The organism is Citrobacter sp. XY323, from assembly GCF_025106035.1.
GTDB classification, from domain to species: domain Bacteria; phylum Pseudomonadota; class Gammaproteobacteria; order Enterobacterales; family Enterobacteriaceae; genus Citrobacter; species Citrobacter braakii.
Genome location: NZ_JANYUK010000001.1, coordinates 699,072 through 714,490 on the forward strand (window position 1 = coordinate 699,072; position 15,419 = coordinate 714,490).

General features: G+C 49.3%; 13 protein-coding genes and 5 pseudogenes. 8 read left to right on the forward strand and 10 right to left on the reverse strand.

Annotated elements, in window-relative coordinates:
- Nucleotides 1-3: 3 nt before the first annotated feature.
- On the reverse strand, nucleotides 4-762 hold the full coding sequence (gene deoR / locus N0B36_RS03270; RefSeq protein ID WP_019076372.1) for a DNA-binding transcriptional repressor DeoR: 759 nt from the start codon (nucleotides 760-762) through the stop codon (nucleotides 4-6).
- A gap of 64 nt (nucleotides 763-826) precedes the next feature.
- A complete protein-coding gene (gene ybjG, locus N0B36_RS03275) occupies nucleotides 827-1,435 on the reverse strand; it encodes an undecaprenyl-diphosphate phosphatase (protein WP_181545950.1) in 609 nt (202 codons plus the stop codon).
- A 297-nt stretch (nucleotides 1,436-1,732) separates the two neighbouring features.
- Between ybjG and N0B36_RS03280 the strand changes: the two genes are divergently transcribed.
- The gene (locus N0B36_RS03280) at nucleotides 1,733-2,965 is read left to right on the forward strand and encodes an MFS transporter (RefSeq protein WP_047501216.1); all 1,233 of its coding nucleotides are present in this window, start codon (nucleotides 1,733-1,735) and stop codon (nucleotides 2,963-2,965) included.
- 28 nt (nucleotides 2,966-2,993) lie between these two features.
- Here N0B36_RS03280 and N0B36_RS03285 read toward each other — a convergent pair whose 3' ends face one another.
- From N0B36_RS03285 to N0B36_RS03295, 3 genes are all read right to left on the reverse strand, one after another.
- Nucleotides 2,994-3,275, reverse strand: a complete 282-nt coding sequence (locus N0B36_RS03285) for a hypothetical protein (protein WP_047415290.1) — start codon at nucleotides 3,273-3,275, stop codon at nucleotides 2,994-2,996.
- Nucleotides 3,276-3,381: 106 nt separating this feature from the next.
- Entirely contained in the window at nucleotides 3,382-4,197 is an 816-nt protein-coding gene (locus N0B36_RS03290; protein WP_049282702.1) for a Cof-type HAD-IIB family hydrolase, read from the reverse strand.
- Entirely contained in the window at nucleotides 4,197-5,405 is a 1,209-nt protein-coding gene (locus tag N0B36_RS03295; RefSeq protein ID WP_259686062.1) for an MFS transporter, read from the reverse strand. The genes N0B36_RS03290 and N0B36_RS03295 overlap by 1 nt, the downstream gene beginning before the upstream one ends.
- Before the next feature lie 85 nt (nucleotides 5,406-5,490).
- On the opposite strand from N0B36_RS03295, the gene N0B36_RS03300 reads away from it, so the two are divergent.
- Entirely contained in the window at nucleotides 5,491-6,051 is a 561-nt protein-coding gene (locus N0B36_RS03300; protein WP_029139468.1) for a TetR/AcrR family transcriptional regulator, read from the forward strand.
- Here the strand turns inward: N0B36_RS03300 and N0B36_RS03305 are convergent.
- Nucleotides 6,038-6,835, reverse strand: coding sequence for an SDR family NAD(P)-dependent oxidoreductase (locus tag N0B36_RS03305; protein ID WP_216403604.1), 798 nt, complete (start codon nucleotides 6,833-6,835; stop codon nucleotides 6,038-6,040). The two genes, N0B36_RS03300 and N0B36_RS03305, sit on opposite strands and share 14 nt — an antisense overlap.
- Nucleotides 6,836-7,109: 274 nt before the next feature.
- The gene (bamE, locus tag N0B36_RS03310) at nucleotides 7,110-7,421 is read right to left on the reverse strand and encodes an outer membrane protein assembly factor BamE (RefSeq protein ID WP_052951303.1); all 312 of its coding nucleotides are present in this window, start codon (nucleotides 7,419-7,421) and stop codon (nucleotides 7,110-7,112) included.
- Between the two features lie 916 nt (nucleotides 7,422-8,337).
- Here bamE and N0B36_RS03315 point away from each other — a divergent pair.
- Entirely contained in the window at nucleotides 8,338-9,471 is a 1,134-nt protein-coding gene (locus tag N0B36_RS03315) for an FRG domain-containing protein (protein ID WP_259686063.1), read from the forward strand.
- A gap of 84 nt (nucleotides 9,472-9,555) precedes the next feature.
- Here N0B36_RS03315 and N0B36_RS03320 read toward each other — a convergent pair.
- A pseudogene (locus N0B36_RS03320) lies at nucleotides 9,556-10,304 on the reverse strand (phage portal protein); the annotation flags it as partial.
- Between N0B36_RS03320 and N0B36_RS03325 the strand changes: the two are divergent.
- Nucleotides 10,305-10,535 (forward strand): annotated as a pseudogene (locus tag N0B36_RS03325) (phage virion morphogenesis protein); the annotation flags it as partial. It abuts the pseudogene before it with no gap.
- On the opposite strand, the gene N0B36_RS03330 reads toward N0B36_RS03325, so the two are convergent.
- On the reverse strand, nucleotides 10,517-11,335 hold the full coding sequence (locus N0B36_RS03330) for a DUF6216 family protein (protein ID WP_259686064.1): 819 nt from the start codon (nucleotides 11,333-11,335) through the stop codon (nucleotides 10,517-10,519). The pseudogene N0B36_RS03325 and the gene N0B36_RS03330 sit on opposite strands and share 19 nt — an antisense overlap.
- A 103-nt stretch (nucleotides 11,336-11,438) precedes the next feature.
- On the opposite strand from N0B36_RS03330, the pseudogene N0B36_RS03335 reads away from it, so the two are divergent.
- The 4 genes and pseudogenes from N0B36_RS03335 (at nucleotide 11,439) to N0B36_RS03350 (ending at nucleotide 13,284) form a co-directional block, all read left to right on the forward strand.
- Nucleotides 11,439-12,017, forward strand: a pseudogene (locus N0B36_RS03335) (phage baseplate assembly protein V).
- Nucleotides 12,014-12,372, forward strand: a pseudogene (locus tag N0B36_RS03340) (GPW/gp25 family protein). Before N0B36_RS03335 ends, N0B36_RS03340 begins: the two co-directional pseudogenes overlap by 4 nt.
- Nucleotides 12,373-12,508: 136 nt before the next feature.
- Nucleotides 12,509-13,003, forward strand: a pseudogene (locus N0B36_RS03345) (contractile injection system protein, VgrG/Pvc8 family); the annotation flags it as partial.
- Nucleotides 13,004-13,068: 65 nt separating this feature from the next.
- On the forward strand, nucleotides 13,069-13,284 hold the full coding sequence (locus N0B36_RS03350) for an ogr/Delta-like zinc finger family protein (protein WP_259686065.1): 216 nt from the start codon (nucleotides 13,069-13,071) through the stop codon (nucleotides 13,282-13,284).
- 286 nt (nucleotides 13,285-13,570) lie between these two features.
- Here N0B36_RS03350 and N0B36_RS03355 read toward each other — a convergent pair whose 3' ends face one another.
- Complete coding sequence (locus tag N0B36_RS03355; protein ID WP_016152406.1) at nucleotides 13,571-15,256, reverse strand: aspartate:alanine antiporter; 1,686 nt, start codon at nucleotides 15,254-15,256, stop codon at nucleotides 13,571-13,573.
- Nucleotides 15,257-15,419: the final 163 nt, after the last annotated feature.

Below are 15,419 nucleotides of genomic sequence, written 5' to 3' on the forward strand. Positions count from 1 at the left end.
CGCTTAATACATCAGTTTGATACGTTGCGCTTTCGCGTACTCAACAAACGCCTCGTCAGGACGGCTATCGCTGACGATGGTATTAAAGCGTTTTACTTCACCCATCCGCGCAGGACGCACCTTACCAAATTTGCTGTGATCGACCACCAGCACGTGATGCTGCGCCATCGACATCGCCCAGTGTTTCACCGGTAGCTCTTCCAGGTTAAAACAGGTCGCGCCTTTCTCAATATGAACGCCAGCTGCGGAATAAAAAGCGATATCCGGGCACAGGTTGTTCAGCGTTTCCTGGAAATCAAGCGGTTTGAAAATTGCGTTGCTGGCATGGAATTCGCCACCACACAGAATGACGCGGCACTGCGGTTTTTCCTGCAGCACCAGAAACGTATTCAGCGAGTAGCAGATTGCGGTGAAAGGCAATTCATTGTCGATAGCCTCAATGATCCACGGCGTGGTGGTACCACAGTCGAAAAAGATAGTCTGGTGTGCCTGCACGAGGCTTGCCGCCATCTGGGCGGCACGGCGCTTTTCATCAACCAGTCGGGATTTTTGATCGCTGATTAAATAGTGATTGGCGCTGCGGGGTTCCAGAACAATATAGCCCCCGAGCAAGACGACGGGAGCATCGTGATTATTCAGGTCGCGACGGATGGTCATCTCAGATACGCCCAGCAGCGTCGCGGCTTCTTTGAGGTGTAATTTATCGCTGCGTTTCAGCGCCTGCAGTAATTGACCAATACGCTCGTCGCGTCGAGTTTCCATAGTTCCCCTGGAGAGTAGAATAAGTGCTCAGTATCGCGCTTAATACTACTCTTTTTACCGTGGGTTAGTCACGCACCCAGCCTTTACGGATGGGCAGAGCGAAGCAGGCGCGATAGCAATTTTGTAAGCCGAGGTACAGGGGCGTACCAAACCGCTGCCAGATCATCTGGGCGCTCAGGCAGCCAATCAGTCCGGCGAGTAATCCTCCCAGCATATCCAGCGGCCAGTGTACGCCAAGGTAGACCCGCGACCAGGCAATCGCCACAGCAACGACCATCAGCAGAGCGCCCGTCCACAGGCGATGCCAGAACAGGAAAGCCAGTGCAAAGGTAAAGATAACCGTACCGTGATCGCTCGGGAAAGAGTCATCCGCCGCATGATGCAGGAAGTTGTAACCGATGTGGTTAACAAACGGACGATCGTGAGGAAACAGATGCCCCATCAGCCATGAAATCGTCAGACCGACGATCAGCGCAATCGCCATTTTTATAACTAACTGGCGCTGGAGAGTAACCTGGGCCCGCGGCCCCCAAAGCCAAAGCACAACGGCTAACAGCGGTACGATGTTAATCAGGTCTTTGGCAATAAAAATGGCAAGCGATATCATCCATTGCGCAGAGTCCGGCGTGGCATTGATGAGATAAAAAAGTGAGTTGTTCAGATTTTCCAGCATAACGTCCAGACTCAGTGTAATCGTTAAAAAGGCCCATGAGGGGAGAGCATAAAATTGCTTTCACGGGATAAAAAGCGGTCTTGTCTTATTTGTCTGTTAAATGACTATTTTTCAGACAATTAATGAGACTTATTGAACATGATAGCGGCCTCAACTTAAATTAACCTTAACGCAAAATGTTCCTGAGCAATTGAGTGTAAAAATGTGCGCAATTTGCTTGCAAATCACATAATTCACTATCACCAGTACGGCGCATTTATTACACTTTGCGCGATTTTCCTATAGTTAAGAGACTGCATGCAGAACCGTTTATCTTCAGGCGCCCGTTTGGGGCGTCAGGCATTACTTTTCCCTCTCTGTCTGGTGCTTTACGAATTCTCTACTTATATCGGCAACGATATGATCCAGCCCGGAATGTTGGCGGTGGTGGAGCAATATAATGCCGGATTAGATTGGGTGCCCACATCCATGACCGCCTATCTGGCTGGCGGCATGTTTTTGCAGTGGTTATTAGGACCGCTGTCGGATCGAATTGGACGTCGCCCGGTGATGTTAACCGGCGTGCTCTGGTTCATTGTGACCTGCCTTGCAACCCTGCTTGCGCAGAATATTGAGCAATTTACCTTCCTGCGTTTTTTACAAGGGATAAGCCTGTGCTTTATTGGCGCGGTGGGTTACGCCGCAATTCAGGAATCCTTTGAAGAAGCGGTGTGCATAAAAATTACCGCGCTGATGGCAAACGTAGCGTTGATTGCGCCCCTGCTGGGGCCGTTGGTCGGTGCAGCCTGGGTACATGTTCTGCCGTGGGAAGGGATGTTTATCCTGTTTGCCGCCCTGGCCGCCATCTCTTTTTTTGGTCTGCAACGCGCAATGCCGGAAACGGCAACCCGGCTTGGTGAAAAGCTGTCGATTAAAGAGCTGGGCAAAGATTATAAGCTGGTGCTGAGGAACGTGCGCTTCGTTGCAGGCGCGCTGGCATTGGGTTTTGTCAGCCTGCCGTTACTGGCGTGGATTGCGCAGTCCCCGATTATTATCATCAGCGGTGAACATCTCAGCAGTTACGAATATGGCCTGTTGCAGGTACCGATTTTTGGCGCGTTGATTGCCGGTAACCTGGTACTGGCGCGCCTGACCTCGCGAAAAACCGTACGTTCGCTGATTATCATGGGCGGCTGGCCAATCGCCGTCGGGCTGGTGATTGCCGCTGCGGCCACGGTGGTGTCATCCCATGCTTATCTATGGATGACGGCGGGTTTAAGCATCTATGCGTTTGGTATTGGCGTGGCGAATGCGGGACTGGTACGTCTGACGCTGTTTGCCAGTGAAATGAGTAAGGGCACGGTTTCTGCCGCCATGGGTATGTTGCAGATGCTGATTTTTACCGTCGGTATTGAGCTGAGTAAACACGCTTATCTGCTCGGAGGAAACGGCTTGTTCAGCCTGTTCAATCTGGCAAGCGGCGTACTGTGGGTGATTCTGATGGTTATCTTCCTGAAAGATAAACGGGTAGGGGATTCACGGGAAGGTTAAAGCCCGGTTGCCCGGGCCAGGCAAAAACTTAGTGGTGATCGTCAATCTGGTGTTCGATGATCATTCCTTCACCGACGCTTGCAACATGTCGCGCATAAGGATGTGCGCGATAGACAGGGGCCGGGGCAGGCGTCGGAGCAACATACACCGTTTGTGGCGCGGTGGTGACGCTGACCGCCTGCGGAACGCTGACGGAAGAGGGCACTACCACCACCTTATAACCGCTTGGTACATCAACGGTAACGCTTTGCGCAAATGTTGTCCCCGCAAAACCCAGCAACAATGTCGCTATCAGTACACTTTTCTTCATAATCCGCTCGTCTGAATATTCACTGGAGGTAATAATCCAGCGGGTTAATTTGAGGCGGATTATGAATAGATCATGCCATCATTTTGTTGCCGTCTGTGCTGAGGCGTTATTGCGTAAACGGTGCTTCATTCTTTAACACGCGGTCGATAATATCCAGCACGCCCTCTTCGTTGTTCGACCCCGCGCGATATTTTGCCGCCTGGATAACCGGCTCATGGGCGTTCGCCATTGCAAAACTAAATCCTGCCTGACGCAGCATCTCAATATCATTGCCGCCATCGCCAAACACAACAACCTCATCGTCGGTAATATTCCAGCGTTGTTGCAGCAGACGCAGACCGTTTGCCTTATGCACACCGGGTATAATTAAATCGATACTGCCGTAGCCGGTATGTACCGGCACCATAATGTCGCCAATCGCCTCATGGAGGTCAGCCTGCACCTGGGGGATACGATCGTCTGAAATATTTAGCCCGAACTTGAAGAAAATGTCGTTGAGGTTGTCAAAATTATCCACAAATTCAAGACGATGATAATACATGGCGGAGACAGTCTTATGCTCATCGCTGTACCGCTTCAGGGTATAGGCGCTATTTTTACCGCAGGCGATAATGTCGATGTCCGTACGGGTCAGCAGATGTTCCATGATGGCCTGGAAATCGTCTTTTGCCAGCTCACCGTTAAAGACATCTTCCCCTTCACTGACCACCCATCCGCCGTTTTCGGCGACAAATGAGATTTCACTGGCCAGTTCAGGGAAAAAGGAGATGAGCTGGTAATACTGGTTACCGCTGGCGACCACAAAGCGGATCCCTTGTTCTTTCATCTGGCGGTATTGCGCCATAAAGCGCTCACGATTATAGGTTTTTTGGTCGCTTAAAAATGTGCCGTCCATGTCGACTGCAATCAGTTTGATACGCATTAGCTGTTCTCCATCACAGTGGTGTTTTTGAGATCCGGTTTTGCCACCGCTTTCGCGACGATGGCGGCGACAAGCACCAGCGCCAGCACCACCAGCATAGCGCTACGCAGGCCGTAGTGTTCACCCAGGTAGCCCAGCAGCGGTGGTCCAACCAGGAATGCCAGATAGCCGGTAGTGGCGACAACGCTGACGCGGGTTGGCGCATCGGGGCCGGTGTCGCTGGCAGCCGAAATGGTCAGTGGGAATCCCAGTGATGCGCCGAGTCCCCACAGAATAACGGAAACACCCGCCACCCAAGTGCTGTCGACAAAAATAATCAGGCTAATCCCAAGAGCACCCATAAGCGCACTGGCGCGTACTACCGCGACGCGGCTGTAGCGGTCGATGAACCAGCCGCCAGTAAATCGTCCAACGGTCATGCCCAGCGTAAATCCGGCATAAATCAGCGAGCCTGATGTTGGGCTAAATCCATGTCCGTCCACCATCAGCAGCGGAAGCCAGTCGTTGGCGGAACCTTCAGCAAATGCCATTGCAAGCACCACGACGCCAATCAGCAATAGCTGAATATCGCGATAAAAAGGCAGTCCTTTTTCGCCAGAGTGAGACCCGTCAGCGGCATTTTTACCCGTGCCGTCAGGAATAGCTTTGATGGCGATGAAGATAGGGGTGATAGCCACCATCGCCGCCAGCAAGATATGCACGGTCGCCGGTACGCTGAAGGCGGTAAGCATCATCCCGACTCCGGCACCCGCCAGCGTTCCCAGGCTGTAAAAACCGTGCATCATCGGCAGTACGGTTTTATTCATTTCGCGCTCAACAGCCGCACCTTCGACGTTGATGGCAACTTCTGCTGCGCCAAAGCTGGCGCCGAACACGCCCAGACCAAATGCGAAAAGCCATGCGGAATGCAGCCAGAGCGCCACGCTGAGGATTGCCATTCCGAGGACTGCGCAAGACATGGTGGTGCGGATCACTTTACGCGTGCCAAATCGTTTCACCAGCCAGGCCGAACAAAGAATGCCACTCATCGAACCAATTGAAAGTCCAAACAGCACCGCGCCCATTTCGGCGGTTGAGATGGAGAGGATATCTCTGATGGCAGGGGTACGCGTTGCCCAGGAAGCCATTAATAATCCTGGTAAAAAGAAGAACGTGAACAGTGCCCAGGTGCGACGTCTTAAGGCTTTGCGTGATGAGATGCCAGTCATGAATTCGAGCCGAAGAAAAGAGGAAAGAAGACAACCTTAGCAAGGTTGTGTACATTTGTACACAAATGCAAGAAGAGGTAATGCAGTGCGACGTGCGAACGATCCGCAGCGGCGGGAAAAAATAGTTCAGGCGACTCTGGATGCGGTAATAGCCCATGGTATTCATGCGGTTACACATCGGAAGATTGCGACAATTGCTCAGGTGCCCTTGGGTTCTATGACCTATTACTTTTCGGGAATTGATGAGCTTTTAATGGAGGCGTTTGACCGTTTTACTGACAGGATGATGCTGCAGTATCAGGCTTTTTTTGCCGACGTTGCGGATGCGTCGCAGGCTTGCCATGCGATTACCGATATGATTTACAGCTCCCAGGTCACGACACCCGATAACATGGAACTCATGTATCAGCTGTATGCCTTCGCCAGCCGTAAACCGGCACTAAAAACGGTGATGCAAAACTGGATGTTACGCAGCCAACAAACGCTGGAGCAGTGGTTTGCTCCGGTTACGGCGCGGGCGCTGGATGCGTTTATTGAAGGGATGACGCTGCATTTTGTCACGGACAAAAAACCGCTGCGGCGAGAAGATATCTTGCTGATGGTGGAGCGTATTGCGGGGTTGCCCGCGACGGTCAGCTGTGCGTAGCGCCGCCGGTAATATTCACCACCGTTGCGGTGATTGCTCCGGCATGGTCTGAAGCCAGAAAGGTCATTACCTCAGCGATTTGTGCAAGCGTAGGCAGGCGCCCAAGCATGGTACTTTGCGCCGCACCACCTAACCATTGTGCGACGGTTATACCCATTGACTGCGCTTTAGCGGTAAAAATCTCCCCGGTATAGGAACCGGCCTGAACGGCATCCACAATCGCATGCGAGCGCACGCCGACGACCCGAACATTCGCCGGCCCCAGTTCGCTGGCAAGCGCTTTAATAAAGGCCTCTGTTCCCGCACAGCCGACGATGTGTCCCAGATGGCCAGGCATCGCCATCGGGGCCGCGGGCGCAACAACGGTGAGAATGACGCCCGCACGATTGCCGCCCATGTGTGGTGTTACGGCTTTTGCGATATTGAACTGCGCCGAGAGGAAAGGGGTGATACCGCTCATAAACTCAGAAAGGGATAACGCCTCGATGCGTTTGCCCTGTTCATGCATAAAGCCGGTTGCGTTAACCACCACATCTATTCCACCGGTTTGCTGCGCAAGGTGAGTAACTTGTTTTGAGGTGCCGTATTCGTCGAGTACATCGGCGACAAAGGTTTCGACTGCACCGCCCGCGGTTCGAATGCTACTGGCCGCCCAATCCAGCTTTTCCTGACTGCGCGCGCCCAGATACACATGGGCGCCTTCACGCGCCATGGCATGCGCAACTGCACTGCCTATGGCGCCGCTGCCTCCGAAGATTACCGCGACTTTGCCTGCGAGTAACATAGCACCCCCCATTACCATTTAGCTCTGACTAAAAGTATGTGTCATAACCAGCATGCTGCAAATGTGAGAGAGTTTCGGGGGAGGGAGTCAGCGATCGCAAAATTCAGGCAACAAAAAACCATTTATGTAAATGGGTTAATTAAAACAGCGAGTTGCATAATAATCAATAAGTTAGTTTAGTGGTGAGATGTGACGACTACGGGGCATTGCCAACCGCTGCCGCCACTTTGTCTCGACTAACGTTTAACTAACTAATGTCATAAGAGTGCGCGTATTAAAATACCACAACACCTTTGACGGGAGCGCCTGCACCACGGATTTCGCCGCTTCCATAAGAGACGACTTTCCCGTTTTCAAAGGTAACGTAGTAATCACCCTTATCCCATCCCCAACCAGATGTTAACCGGTTGCTGTACTGGATTTGTTCGCTGTTACCTTTAACTGCATCACCATCAGGGGTTCCAAGCAAATCAATTACTTGTTGTTTTGTCATGCCAACCTGAACGTTGTGGATTTTTTCACCAGTAGTACAGCTTGCTAAAACTGCCACGGTAAAGCCGATCATCATTAATTTTTTGAAGTTCATTTCTCAGTCTCTATGGATTGTGAGCAGTAATTATTTACCAACCAATATTATGTGACATTGATCACGCTCTAGAGGACTCAATGATTCCATGAATAATTTTTAATGAGCAGGTACAGGATGAACACCCTATAAAACCGAAGCGGCGGAAGGGGTACAAACAGCAGATTAGCAATCATCAGCGCCAGCAGCTTGATTCTGAGTTGAGGTCTAGGGGATTTGATGCGAGTGATACCGAGGTGGATCTGCTTCTGCGTGGTGGCAGTATCCCGTCCGGGGCTGGGCTGCGTTTGTTCTACCGAAATTAGCGCCTGCAGGAAGATGATAAATGGCGGCAGTGGTACTAAGAGGGCTGGAATGAGGCTATCTATTAATCAAAGGGTTAGCTGGTTAAAAAACTATTTCAGCTTTAAATACACATGATGTGCTGTATATATAAACAGTGATATTGGGAGGGAGTTGTGAACGATTTGTTCATGGAGTCACTTGCACAGCAGCGGATAGAACTTATGACCCTTCTGGTCGCCAGCTCAGATTGTAGCGATGACGACTAGGAGGTGGCGATCTCCTGGCTGTCGGAGTTGACGAGTGATCTGGTTACCAGGCTAAATGAGTACGGAGTAAGGCAAGATGAAAGCACGCATTAGTGATTTTTCACCGTTGGAATCTCCCTCCCATACAGCATACGGCGACTTGATAACGCAGTGCATGCCTATGGTGCATATATTCGCATGATCCAAAAAGGATCACAATGGGTCGTGGTCGCCAGAGCTGGCGCGCTTTCCGGCACGTCAGCACCTGCATGAAAACCACTACACAAAACGGGTAGGCGTGGCGGGGATACGAGCGCGCGCTGACTCTTGTAAGTATATGAAGCTAATGCAATGATATCCGAAGTTGAAATCATTGGAGGATGAAAATGATAGGGCAATGGTGCGGGAATTATACTGGTACAAATAATGGGTTTGCGATTCTAAATATTGAAGAAGAGAAAGGTCTTCTTTGTGGTGCTTTATATTTAAATGATAATTTGAATGGAACTCCAGGATTGGTATGTTGGATCTTAATTAATAAGGATCTTCAAACACAAACAATTAACCAGACTCAGCTTTACCCTATTAACCCAATGACATTTCTAGCTGAAGAAGATAAGGACCATTTTCTTTATGGATATAATAAACTATATCCTGACTATCGTTTTCCAGAAGAACTAATCATTGAGTTGAGCTTTGTTGACCAATCGCTTAATATTAAAGTGAAGTCTAATATCGGTAATGATATTGAGGCTAACTTGGAGAATAAGATCTCCGCGTGCGACTCTAAACTAAATGCTACTCGTATGTCGTGGGATGAATTTAAAGTGTACTCATCTGGTGTTGACTACCGTCAAGTAGTTTTTCGTGGACAGGCGGATATTTGGCCATTACGTACATCATTCCATAGAAATAAAAGATTTGATGTTATTAAATATGTACTGAAAGACATACCATTGCTTTATGGAAGATCTATTGGGTTAACATCTCATTTATTTGATTTGAAGAATGAAATGGAGAATGGTGCATTTTACAGCTTGCTTCAGCATCATGGTTACCCCACACCACTATTAGATTGGTCATATTCACCTTTTGTTGCGGCTTTTTTTGCATTTAAAAACATCGAAGCTGGCGTTGTAAGTAGTGGTAATTCAGAGAGAATGGTAAGGATATTTGTTTTTGATATTGTGAAGTGGAGATTTAGCTATGCCCAGTATAAAAATATTACTGATTGTAGGCTCCATGTATCTGTTGGTGAATTCCTTCCTATTAACAATGCGCGAGCCTTGCCCCAGCAAGCACTAACAACATATACGAACGTTTATGATATCGAAGGTTTTATTTATGAACATGGGGTTAAATCAGATTTTGAATTTCTAAAGACAATTGACATACCAGTTTCCGATTATTATAAAGCAATGAATGATCTTTCGTTGATGGGGGTGACTGCTTCTACATTATTCCCGGGCATTGATGGTATGTGCGAAGAAATGAAAAGGTTAAACTTCCCTCATGTTTAGATTTTTTCTGGCTGATTAGTATGGAGATAAGGCTGCACATATAGCGGCATGTACTGCTTTTTATAAAAGTTGTAATTGATAAGCTTAAAAGTTCAAAATTTTTTCGCCTAACCATTCATTTATTTCGCAAATACGTCTTTGAATTGGTAATAATTCATTGCGCACAAATACATTCGCCGCTTTCTCCACATCCCCAAAACCTCCAACATTACTCGGCATTATTCCCATCATTTGCGGCGGTACACGATGCGCCGCCATCATGTCATCACGGCTGACGTTCTTGATGTTCAGAAACTCATCCTTAGCAGCCACTTCTGACAGCGAGATGATCTGAATACCGTCTTTCTTCCCATTGGGCGAATACATAAACAAGTTGCGAAAGTTACCCGGTCCTTTGGCTCTTTTCATGGCCTGGCGGATATTGTTCACGTCCTCCTGGTTCTGCGCCGCGTCGGTCATGTACATGATAAAACCTGCATGACTGCCTTGATGTAATACTTGCGGCGGAATAGCGTGGTGGACTCGTTGAGCAGGGCGGAAGGGATGGCGAAAAGATATTCCGGCAGGCCGTAAATATCCTGGTTTAAATCCGGTTCCATTAGATTAAAGATGCTGCCTTTTGTGAACTCATACGGCTGTGTTGTCATGCTGTATTGCACAAACCAGTAGGTATCCAGATCCACGCCGCAGCGTGTATATTCCGCCTGCGATGGCACTTGTGACAAAATACCACCGAGCCGGTTGGTGCGTTTCTCCAGATAGGCGTTACCAAACACCAGATAGTCCTGCACGAACCGGCTGAATGCCTGCTGACTCAGCAGCGGGTGCGGGACAGCGGCTTTGAGCCGCGCCGGGTAACAGTCTGCAATAAGAAGGGGCGTATCAAAAGCCAGATGTTTGCGAAGCTACGCACGGCGAAATACCTGAATATTGTAGCCAGTGCCGACTCTGCCAGCGTGCAGTTTGAGGGCAAGGTGCAGCGCATTGCCCGTGTTCACCACTACGGCCTGCGTGATCGTGTAAGCAGGAAGGAACCGGAGGTGCGCTATGCTGAGCGCCGCCTGTGAGTCTTACTTTCTAACTCTTGATATATAGCATAGATTCCTTCTGTCTTGAATTCACCATTTGCCCAATGAATTGCACTTTTTTGTTCAGTTAGAATATATTTCCTGACTTTTTTAGAATAATGAATGGTCAACATAAAACCTAAAGAAAGCCATAATAGAATAAATATAGTCATTGGGGCAAAGGAATAGATAAAGAATTTGTCTTTAACGAACTTCTTGACTGCTTTATCAATGTAAACATTCCCTTCATCAGTGGTTAGTATTTTACAAAGAATTTCTTTATGTTCGATCGTTAATGATTTGTACTTCTCTGAACTAGCAGGGGATGACTTTTCGCAATCATCCTTTGATATTTCCCAGTCAGGAGTAGTTAATATTGTAGCCGAAGTCGCCAGTTTTTTTGACATGTAAAATGATTCACCGGACTTTATCCAATAAAGCAGTGTGCTATTTGGTGGGGTTCTAATGGTTTGGATGAAAACTGGACCAAAAATATAAATCGCATACAAAAAAAGAAGTGAAAAGAGAACCGCGATTGATTTTTCAGCCCATGTGATAGTAGGTAGCCTTTTTAATGATATTCGTATAAGGAAAAAATTTAAAATAAACGCAGGTATTCCTGATTTTTTCAAAATTACATCATGAGATTTTCTATATTTGAATAGTGCTCTTATAACTATCGTCACCAAAGTTATAGCAGCTCCAACAATGGAAATCCATGCGGCAAGTGCTGCTGCTGGGGAGTTTAAAAATTCAGCATTAAAAATATTAGAACTTATTGGATTCATAACACTCATTCATCTACCTGTTGGTTGTTTTTTATCCTTTAATCAATTTGTACCATCGATACCACAATTTGCAAGAAGTTATAAACAAGTTTTCAGCTGTCATCATATATCAATGAACGCACAACTTACTGAAATAATGCGCCTTATCACCAACCTGATCCGCACCGGCACTGTGATCGAAGTGGACCGGGAAAAGTGGCTGTGTCGGGTGAAGGTGGGCGAGCTTGAAACCAACTGGATTAACTGGCTGACGCTGCGCGCCAACGGTGCCCGTATATGGTGGTGTCCGTCGCCGGATGAGCGGGTGGTGGTGCTGAGCATGGGCGGCAATCTGGAAACCGCATTTGTGCTGCCCGCTATTTACTCCAATCAGTTTCCGCCGCCGTTGGATTCCGTGGACGGCTGCGTGACGGAGTACCCGGACGGGGGCTGGTTTGAGTATGAACCCGCCACCGGACGATGGCATGGCCGGGGTATCAAATCCATGGTGATCTAAGCGGCAGAAAATATCACCCTCAAAACCGGTGAGTTTGTGGTGGAGGCTGATACCACGCGCATTAACAGCGAGATGGTGATCAATGGTGGTGTCACTCAGGGCGGTAGCGCAATGAGTTCTAACGGGATCGTAGTTGATGACCATGAGCATACTGGTGTTCTGAAAGGCGGCGCTAACACGGGAGGTCTGGTATGACGTTGTATATCGGTATGAGCAGGAATGACGGGCAGGCCATTGCAGATACAGACCATCTGCGCCAGTCGGTGCGGGATATTCTGCTGACGCCGCAGGGCAGCCGTCTTGCCCGCAGGGAATATGGCTCCCTGCTGTCTGCCCTGATTGACCAACCGCAGAACCCGGCGCTGCGCCTGCAGATTATGTCTGCGGTCTATGTGGCGCTGAACCGTTGGGAGCCGGCCTTACGCTGGACTCCATCACCATCAACGGCAATTTTGACGGCTCTATGGTGGTTGAGCTTACCGGACAAAGCAATAACGGCGCGCCAGTTTCCCTTTCCGTATCAACAGGAGCAGACAATGCCAGTCATTGATCTTTCCCGACTACCGCCTCCGCAGATTGTGGATGTGCCGGACTTTGAGGCATTGCTGGCAGAACGCAAGGCCGCCTTTGTGGCCCTCCATCCGGCTGATGAACAGGAAGCCGTTATGCACACGTTAGCGCAGTCGGTTATCGCCATCACGCGCAAAGCCGGTGACGGTCATCGGTTCACCCTTGCTGATCGTGGTGCCTATACCGGTGTTATTGCCAGCTGGTTGCATACGCGTGAACCCAGGAAAAAAGAGACAACCAGTGTTAAGCGTCGTCGAAAGAAAACCACCACACCCAAAGAGCCGGAAGCAAAACAGGGCGATTATCTGGTGGGAACGGATGAAAACGTGCTGGTTCTTAATCGTACCTACGCCAACCGGAGTAATGCAGAGCGCGCAGCAAAAATGCAGTGGGAACGCCTGCAGCGCGGGGTTGCTTCATTTTCCCTGCAGCTCGCTGAGGGGCAGGCTGATCTCTATACGGAAATGCCGGTGAAGGTGACGGGGTTTAAGCAGCCGATTGATGATGCTGAATGGACTATTACCACCCTGACGCATTCTGTCAGCCCGGATAATGGATTTACGACCAGCATGGAGCTTGAAGTAAAGATTGATGAGTTCGCAATAGAATGATTAGTTCGCAAATTGCGAACAATGATGTATCATTATTGCGAACTGGTTAATAATGAGGGCTGATTATGATGAATTGTCCTATGTGCGGTCAGTCTGCACATACCCGCAGTAGCTTTCAGGTTTCCAATGAAACCAAAGAACGCTACAACCAGTGCACTAACATCGAATGCGGGCATACTTTCGTGACGCATGAAACTTTTGTGCACTCAGTATGCCGACCGCAAAAAATCAGCGCAGCACCGCCTCATCCAAAAGGTATGCAGGAACAATTTGCTTACTAATACTGACCCGCCGCTGGCGGGTTTTTTACGTCTGATGTGCCATAACAAAAGCGCTGTCGCCACTTTGTCGCCACACATGTAGAAGAAGTTATCTAAGTGGTTGATTGGAAGGGGGATGAATTTCAGGCAACAAAAAACCCATCAACCTTGAACCAAAACGGCGGGGTTGATGGGCTCCACAAATTGGGGACATCAAAGAAAAGCAGTGGCAATAGTTATGACTGACGTCTTGAAGAAAAGTTCTGCTTACCTGCAAAAAATTTTCGTTTAAGAGTAAATTTCAGCGCTAACCAAGCCCAGGCCAGACAATGACGATGAGTGTCCCCGCTAATGTCAGCAGTACGTTGGCAATTGCGTAGGTCCCGGCATAGCCTAATGCGGGGATGTTGCTGCGTGCTGTATCGCTGATGATTTCCATTGCCGGAGCGCAGGTACGCGCGCCCATCATGGCGCCAAAAAGCAGGGCGCGGTTCATGCGCAATACGTAAGCACCGAATAAGAAACAGATGACAACCGGCACCAGGCTGACAACCAGACCGGCAATCAGCATTTGACCACCCACGGCACCAAGGCCATTGCCAATGCCGCTGCCCGCGCTTAAACCGACGCCTGCCATAAATACCATCAGGCCAAACTCTTTGACCATGTTCAGCGCCCCCTGTGGGATATAGCCAAACGTTGGATGGTTGGCACGCAGGAAGCCCAACATGATCCCGGCGAATAGCAGTCCAGCCGCATTCCCGATGCCGAAGCTGAAATTACTGAACTGGAAGGTGATCATCCCGATCATCAGACCGATGATAAAGAAGGCGCAGAAGGCCAGCAGATCGGTCACCTGACTGTGAATGGAAATGAAGCCGATACGATCGGCAATGGTTTTGACGCGGCGAGCATCTCCACTGACCTGCAGCACGTCGCCTTTATTAAGCACGACGTTGTCATCGATAGGCATTTCAATCTGGCTACGGATCACGCGGTTGAGGAAACAGCCGTGATCGGTCAGCTTCAACTGGGCCAGACGGCGGCCAACGGCATTGTGATTTTTCACCACAATCTCCTCAGTAACGATGCGCATATCGAGGAGATCGCGATCGAACACCTCTTTACCATTACGGAAGCTGGGATCGAGGCGGGCATGCGCATCTGGATAACCCACGAGGGCTATCTCATCGCCCATTTGCAGTACCGCGTCGCCATCCGGATTGGCCAGAATGCCGTTGCGACGGATGCGTTCAATGTAACAACCGGTCTGGCGATAGATACCCAGCTCGCGCAGATTTTTGCCATCGGCCCATGCCACCAGTTCCGGGCCAACGCGATAGGCACGAATTACCGGCAGATAAACCTTACGGTTGGCATCAGTGTCCAGACCTCGTTCACGTGCGATTTGTTGGGCGCTGGTTTGCAGATCCTGATGCTGAAGTTTCGGCAGGTAGCGCGCGCCAACAATCAGACTGACCAAACCAATCAAATAGGTGAGCGCATAACCGAGGCTCAGGTTATCGAGGGCGGTTGAAAGCGATGTCCCCGACATTCCGGAATGGCGCAAGGTGTCACCCGCGCCGACCAGCACCGGCGTTGAGGTCATCGAGCCGGCCAGCATACCTGCCGTCAGGCCGATGTCCCAGCCAAATAGCTTACCCAGCCCCAGGGCGATCAGCATGGCGCTGCCGACCATCACCAGAGCAAGCATTAGATAATTTTTCCCATCGCGAAAAAAAATCGAAAAAAAGTTGGGACCGGCTTCGACACCGACACAAAAAATAAACAGCATAAAGCCGAGATTTAATGCATCGGTGTTAATACTAAAGTGCTGTTGACCTAATAATAGGGACACCACTAAAACGCCAATGGAATTACCGAGTTGGACTGAACCCAGACGTAACTTACCCAGACACAGGCCCAGTGCCAGGACCACAAATAATAACAGGATGTAATTCCCATTTAACAAATCTGCGACGTTTATATTCACGGAGACTAACTTCTTGTTTACTAGTAAGCTATTGAAAGAAATGGCAATTTACGCTAATGTTTTTGCCAGAAATTAAGGGGCGACAGCTTCGTACACAGCCCCGAATAATGCAGCATAACAATATATGCGGTTAGTTTAATCTCATTACGTATCAACGGCTATA

Excerpts from the sequence above, each read along its gene's own strand:
- N0B36_RS03285 (WP_047415290.1), bottom strand. The coding sequence starts at position 3,275 with ATGAAGAAAAGTGTACTGATAGCGACATTGTTGCTGGGTTTTGCGGGG.
- deoR (WP_019076372.1), bottom strand. The coding sequence starts at position 762 with ATGGAAACTCGACGCGACGAGCGTATTGGTCAATTACTGCAGGCGCTG.
- N0B36_RS03350 (WP_259686065.1), top strand. The coding sequence starts at position 13,069 with ATGATGAATTGTCCTATGTGCGGTCAGTCTGCACATACCCGCAGTAGC.
- N0B36_RS03295 (WP_259686062.1), bottom strand. The coding sequence starts at position 5,405 with ATGACTGGCATCTCATCACGCAAAGCCTTAAGACGTCGCACCTGGGCA.
- N0B36_RS03290 (WP_049282702.1), bottom strand. The coding sequence starts at position 4,197 with ATGCGTATCAAACTGATTGCAGTCGACATGGACGGCACATTTTTAAGC.
- N0B36_RS03315 (WP_259686063.1), top strand. The coding sequence starts at position 8,338 with ATGATAGGGCAATGGTGCGGGAATTATACTGGTACAAATAATGGGTTT.
- N0B36_RS03280 (WP_047501216.1), top strand. The coding sequence starts at position 1,733 with ATGCAGAACCGTTTATCTTCAGGCGCCCGTTTGGGGCGTCAGGCATTA.
- ybjG (WP_181545950.1), bottom strand. The coding sequence starts at position 1,435 with ATGCTGGAAAATCTGAACAACTCACTTTTTTATCTCATCAATGCCACG.
- N0B36_RS03305 (WP_216403604.1), bottom strand. The coding sequence starts at position 6,835 with ATGTTACTCGCAGGCAAAGTCGCGGTAATCTTCGGAGGCAGCGGCGCC.
- bamE (WP_052951303.1), bottom strand. The coding sequence starts at position 7,421 with ATGAACTTCAAAAAATTAATGATGATCGGCTTTACCGTGGCAGTTTTA.
- N0B36_RS03330 (WP_259686064.1), bottom strand. The coding sequence starts at position 11,335 with ATGAGTGTTATGAATCCAATAAGTTCTAATATTTTTAATGCTGAATTT.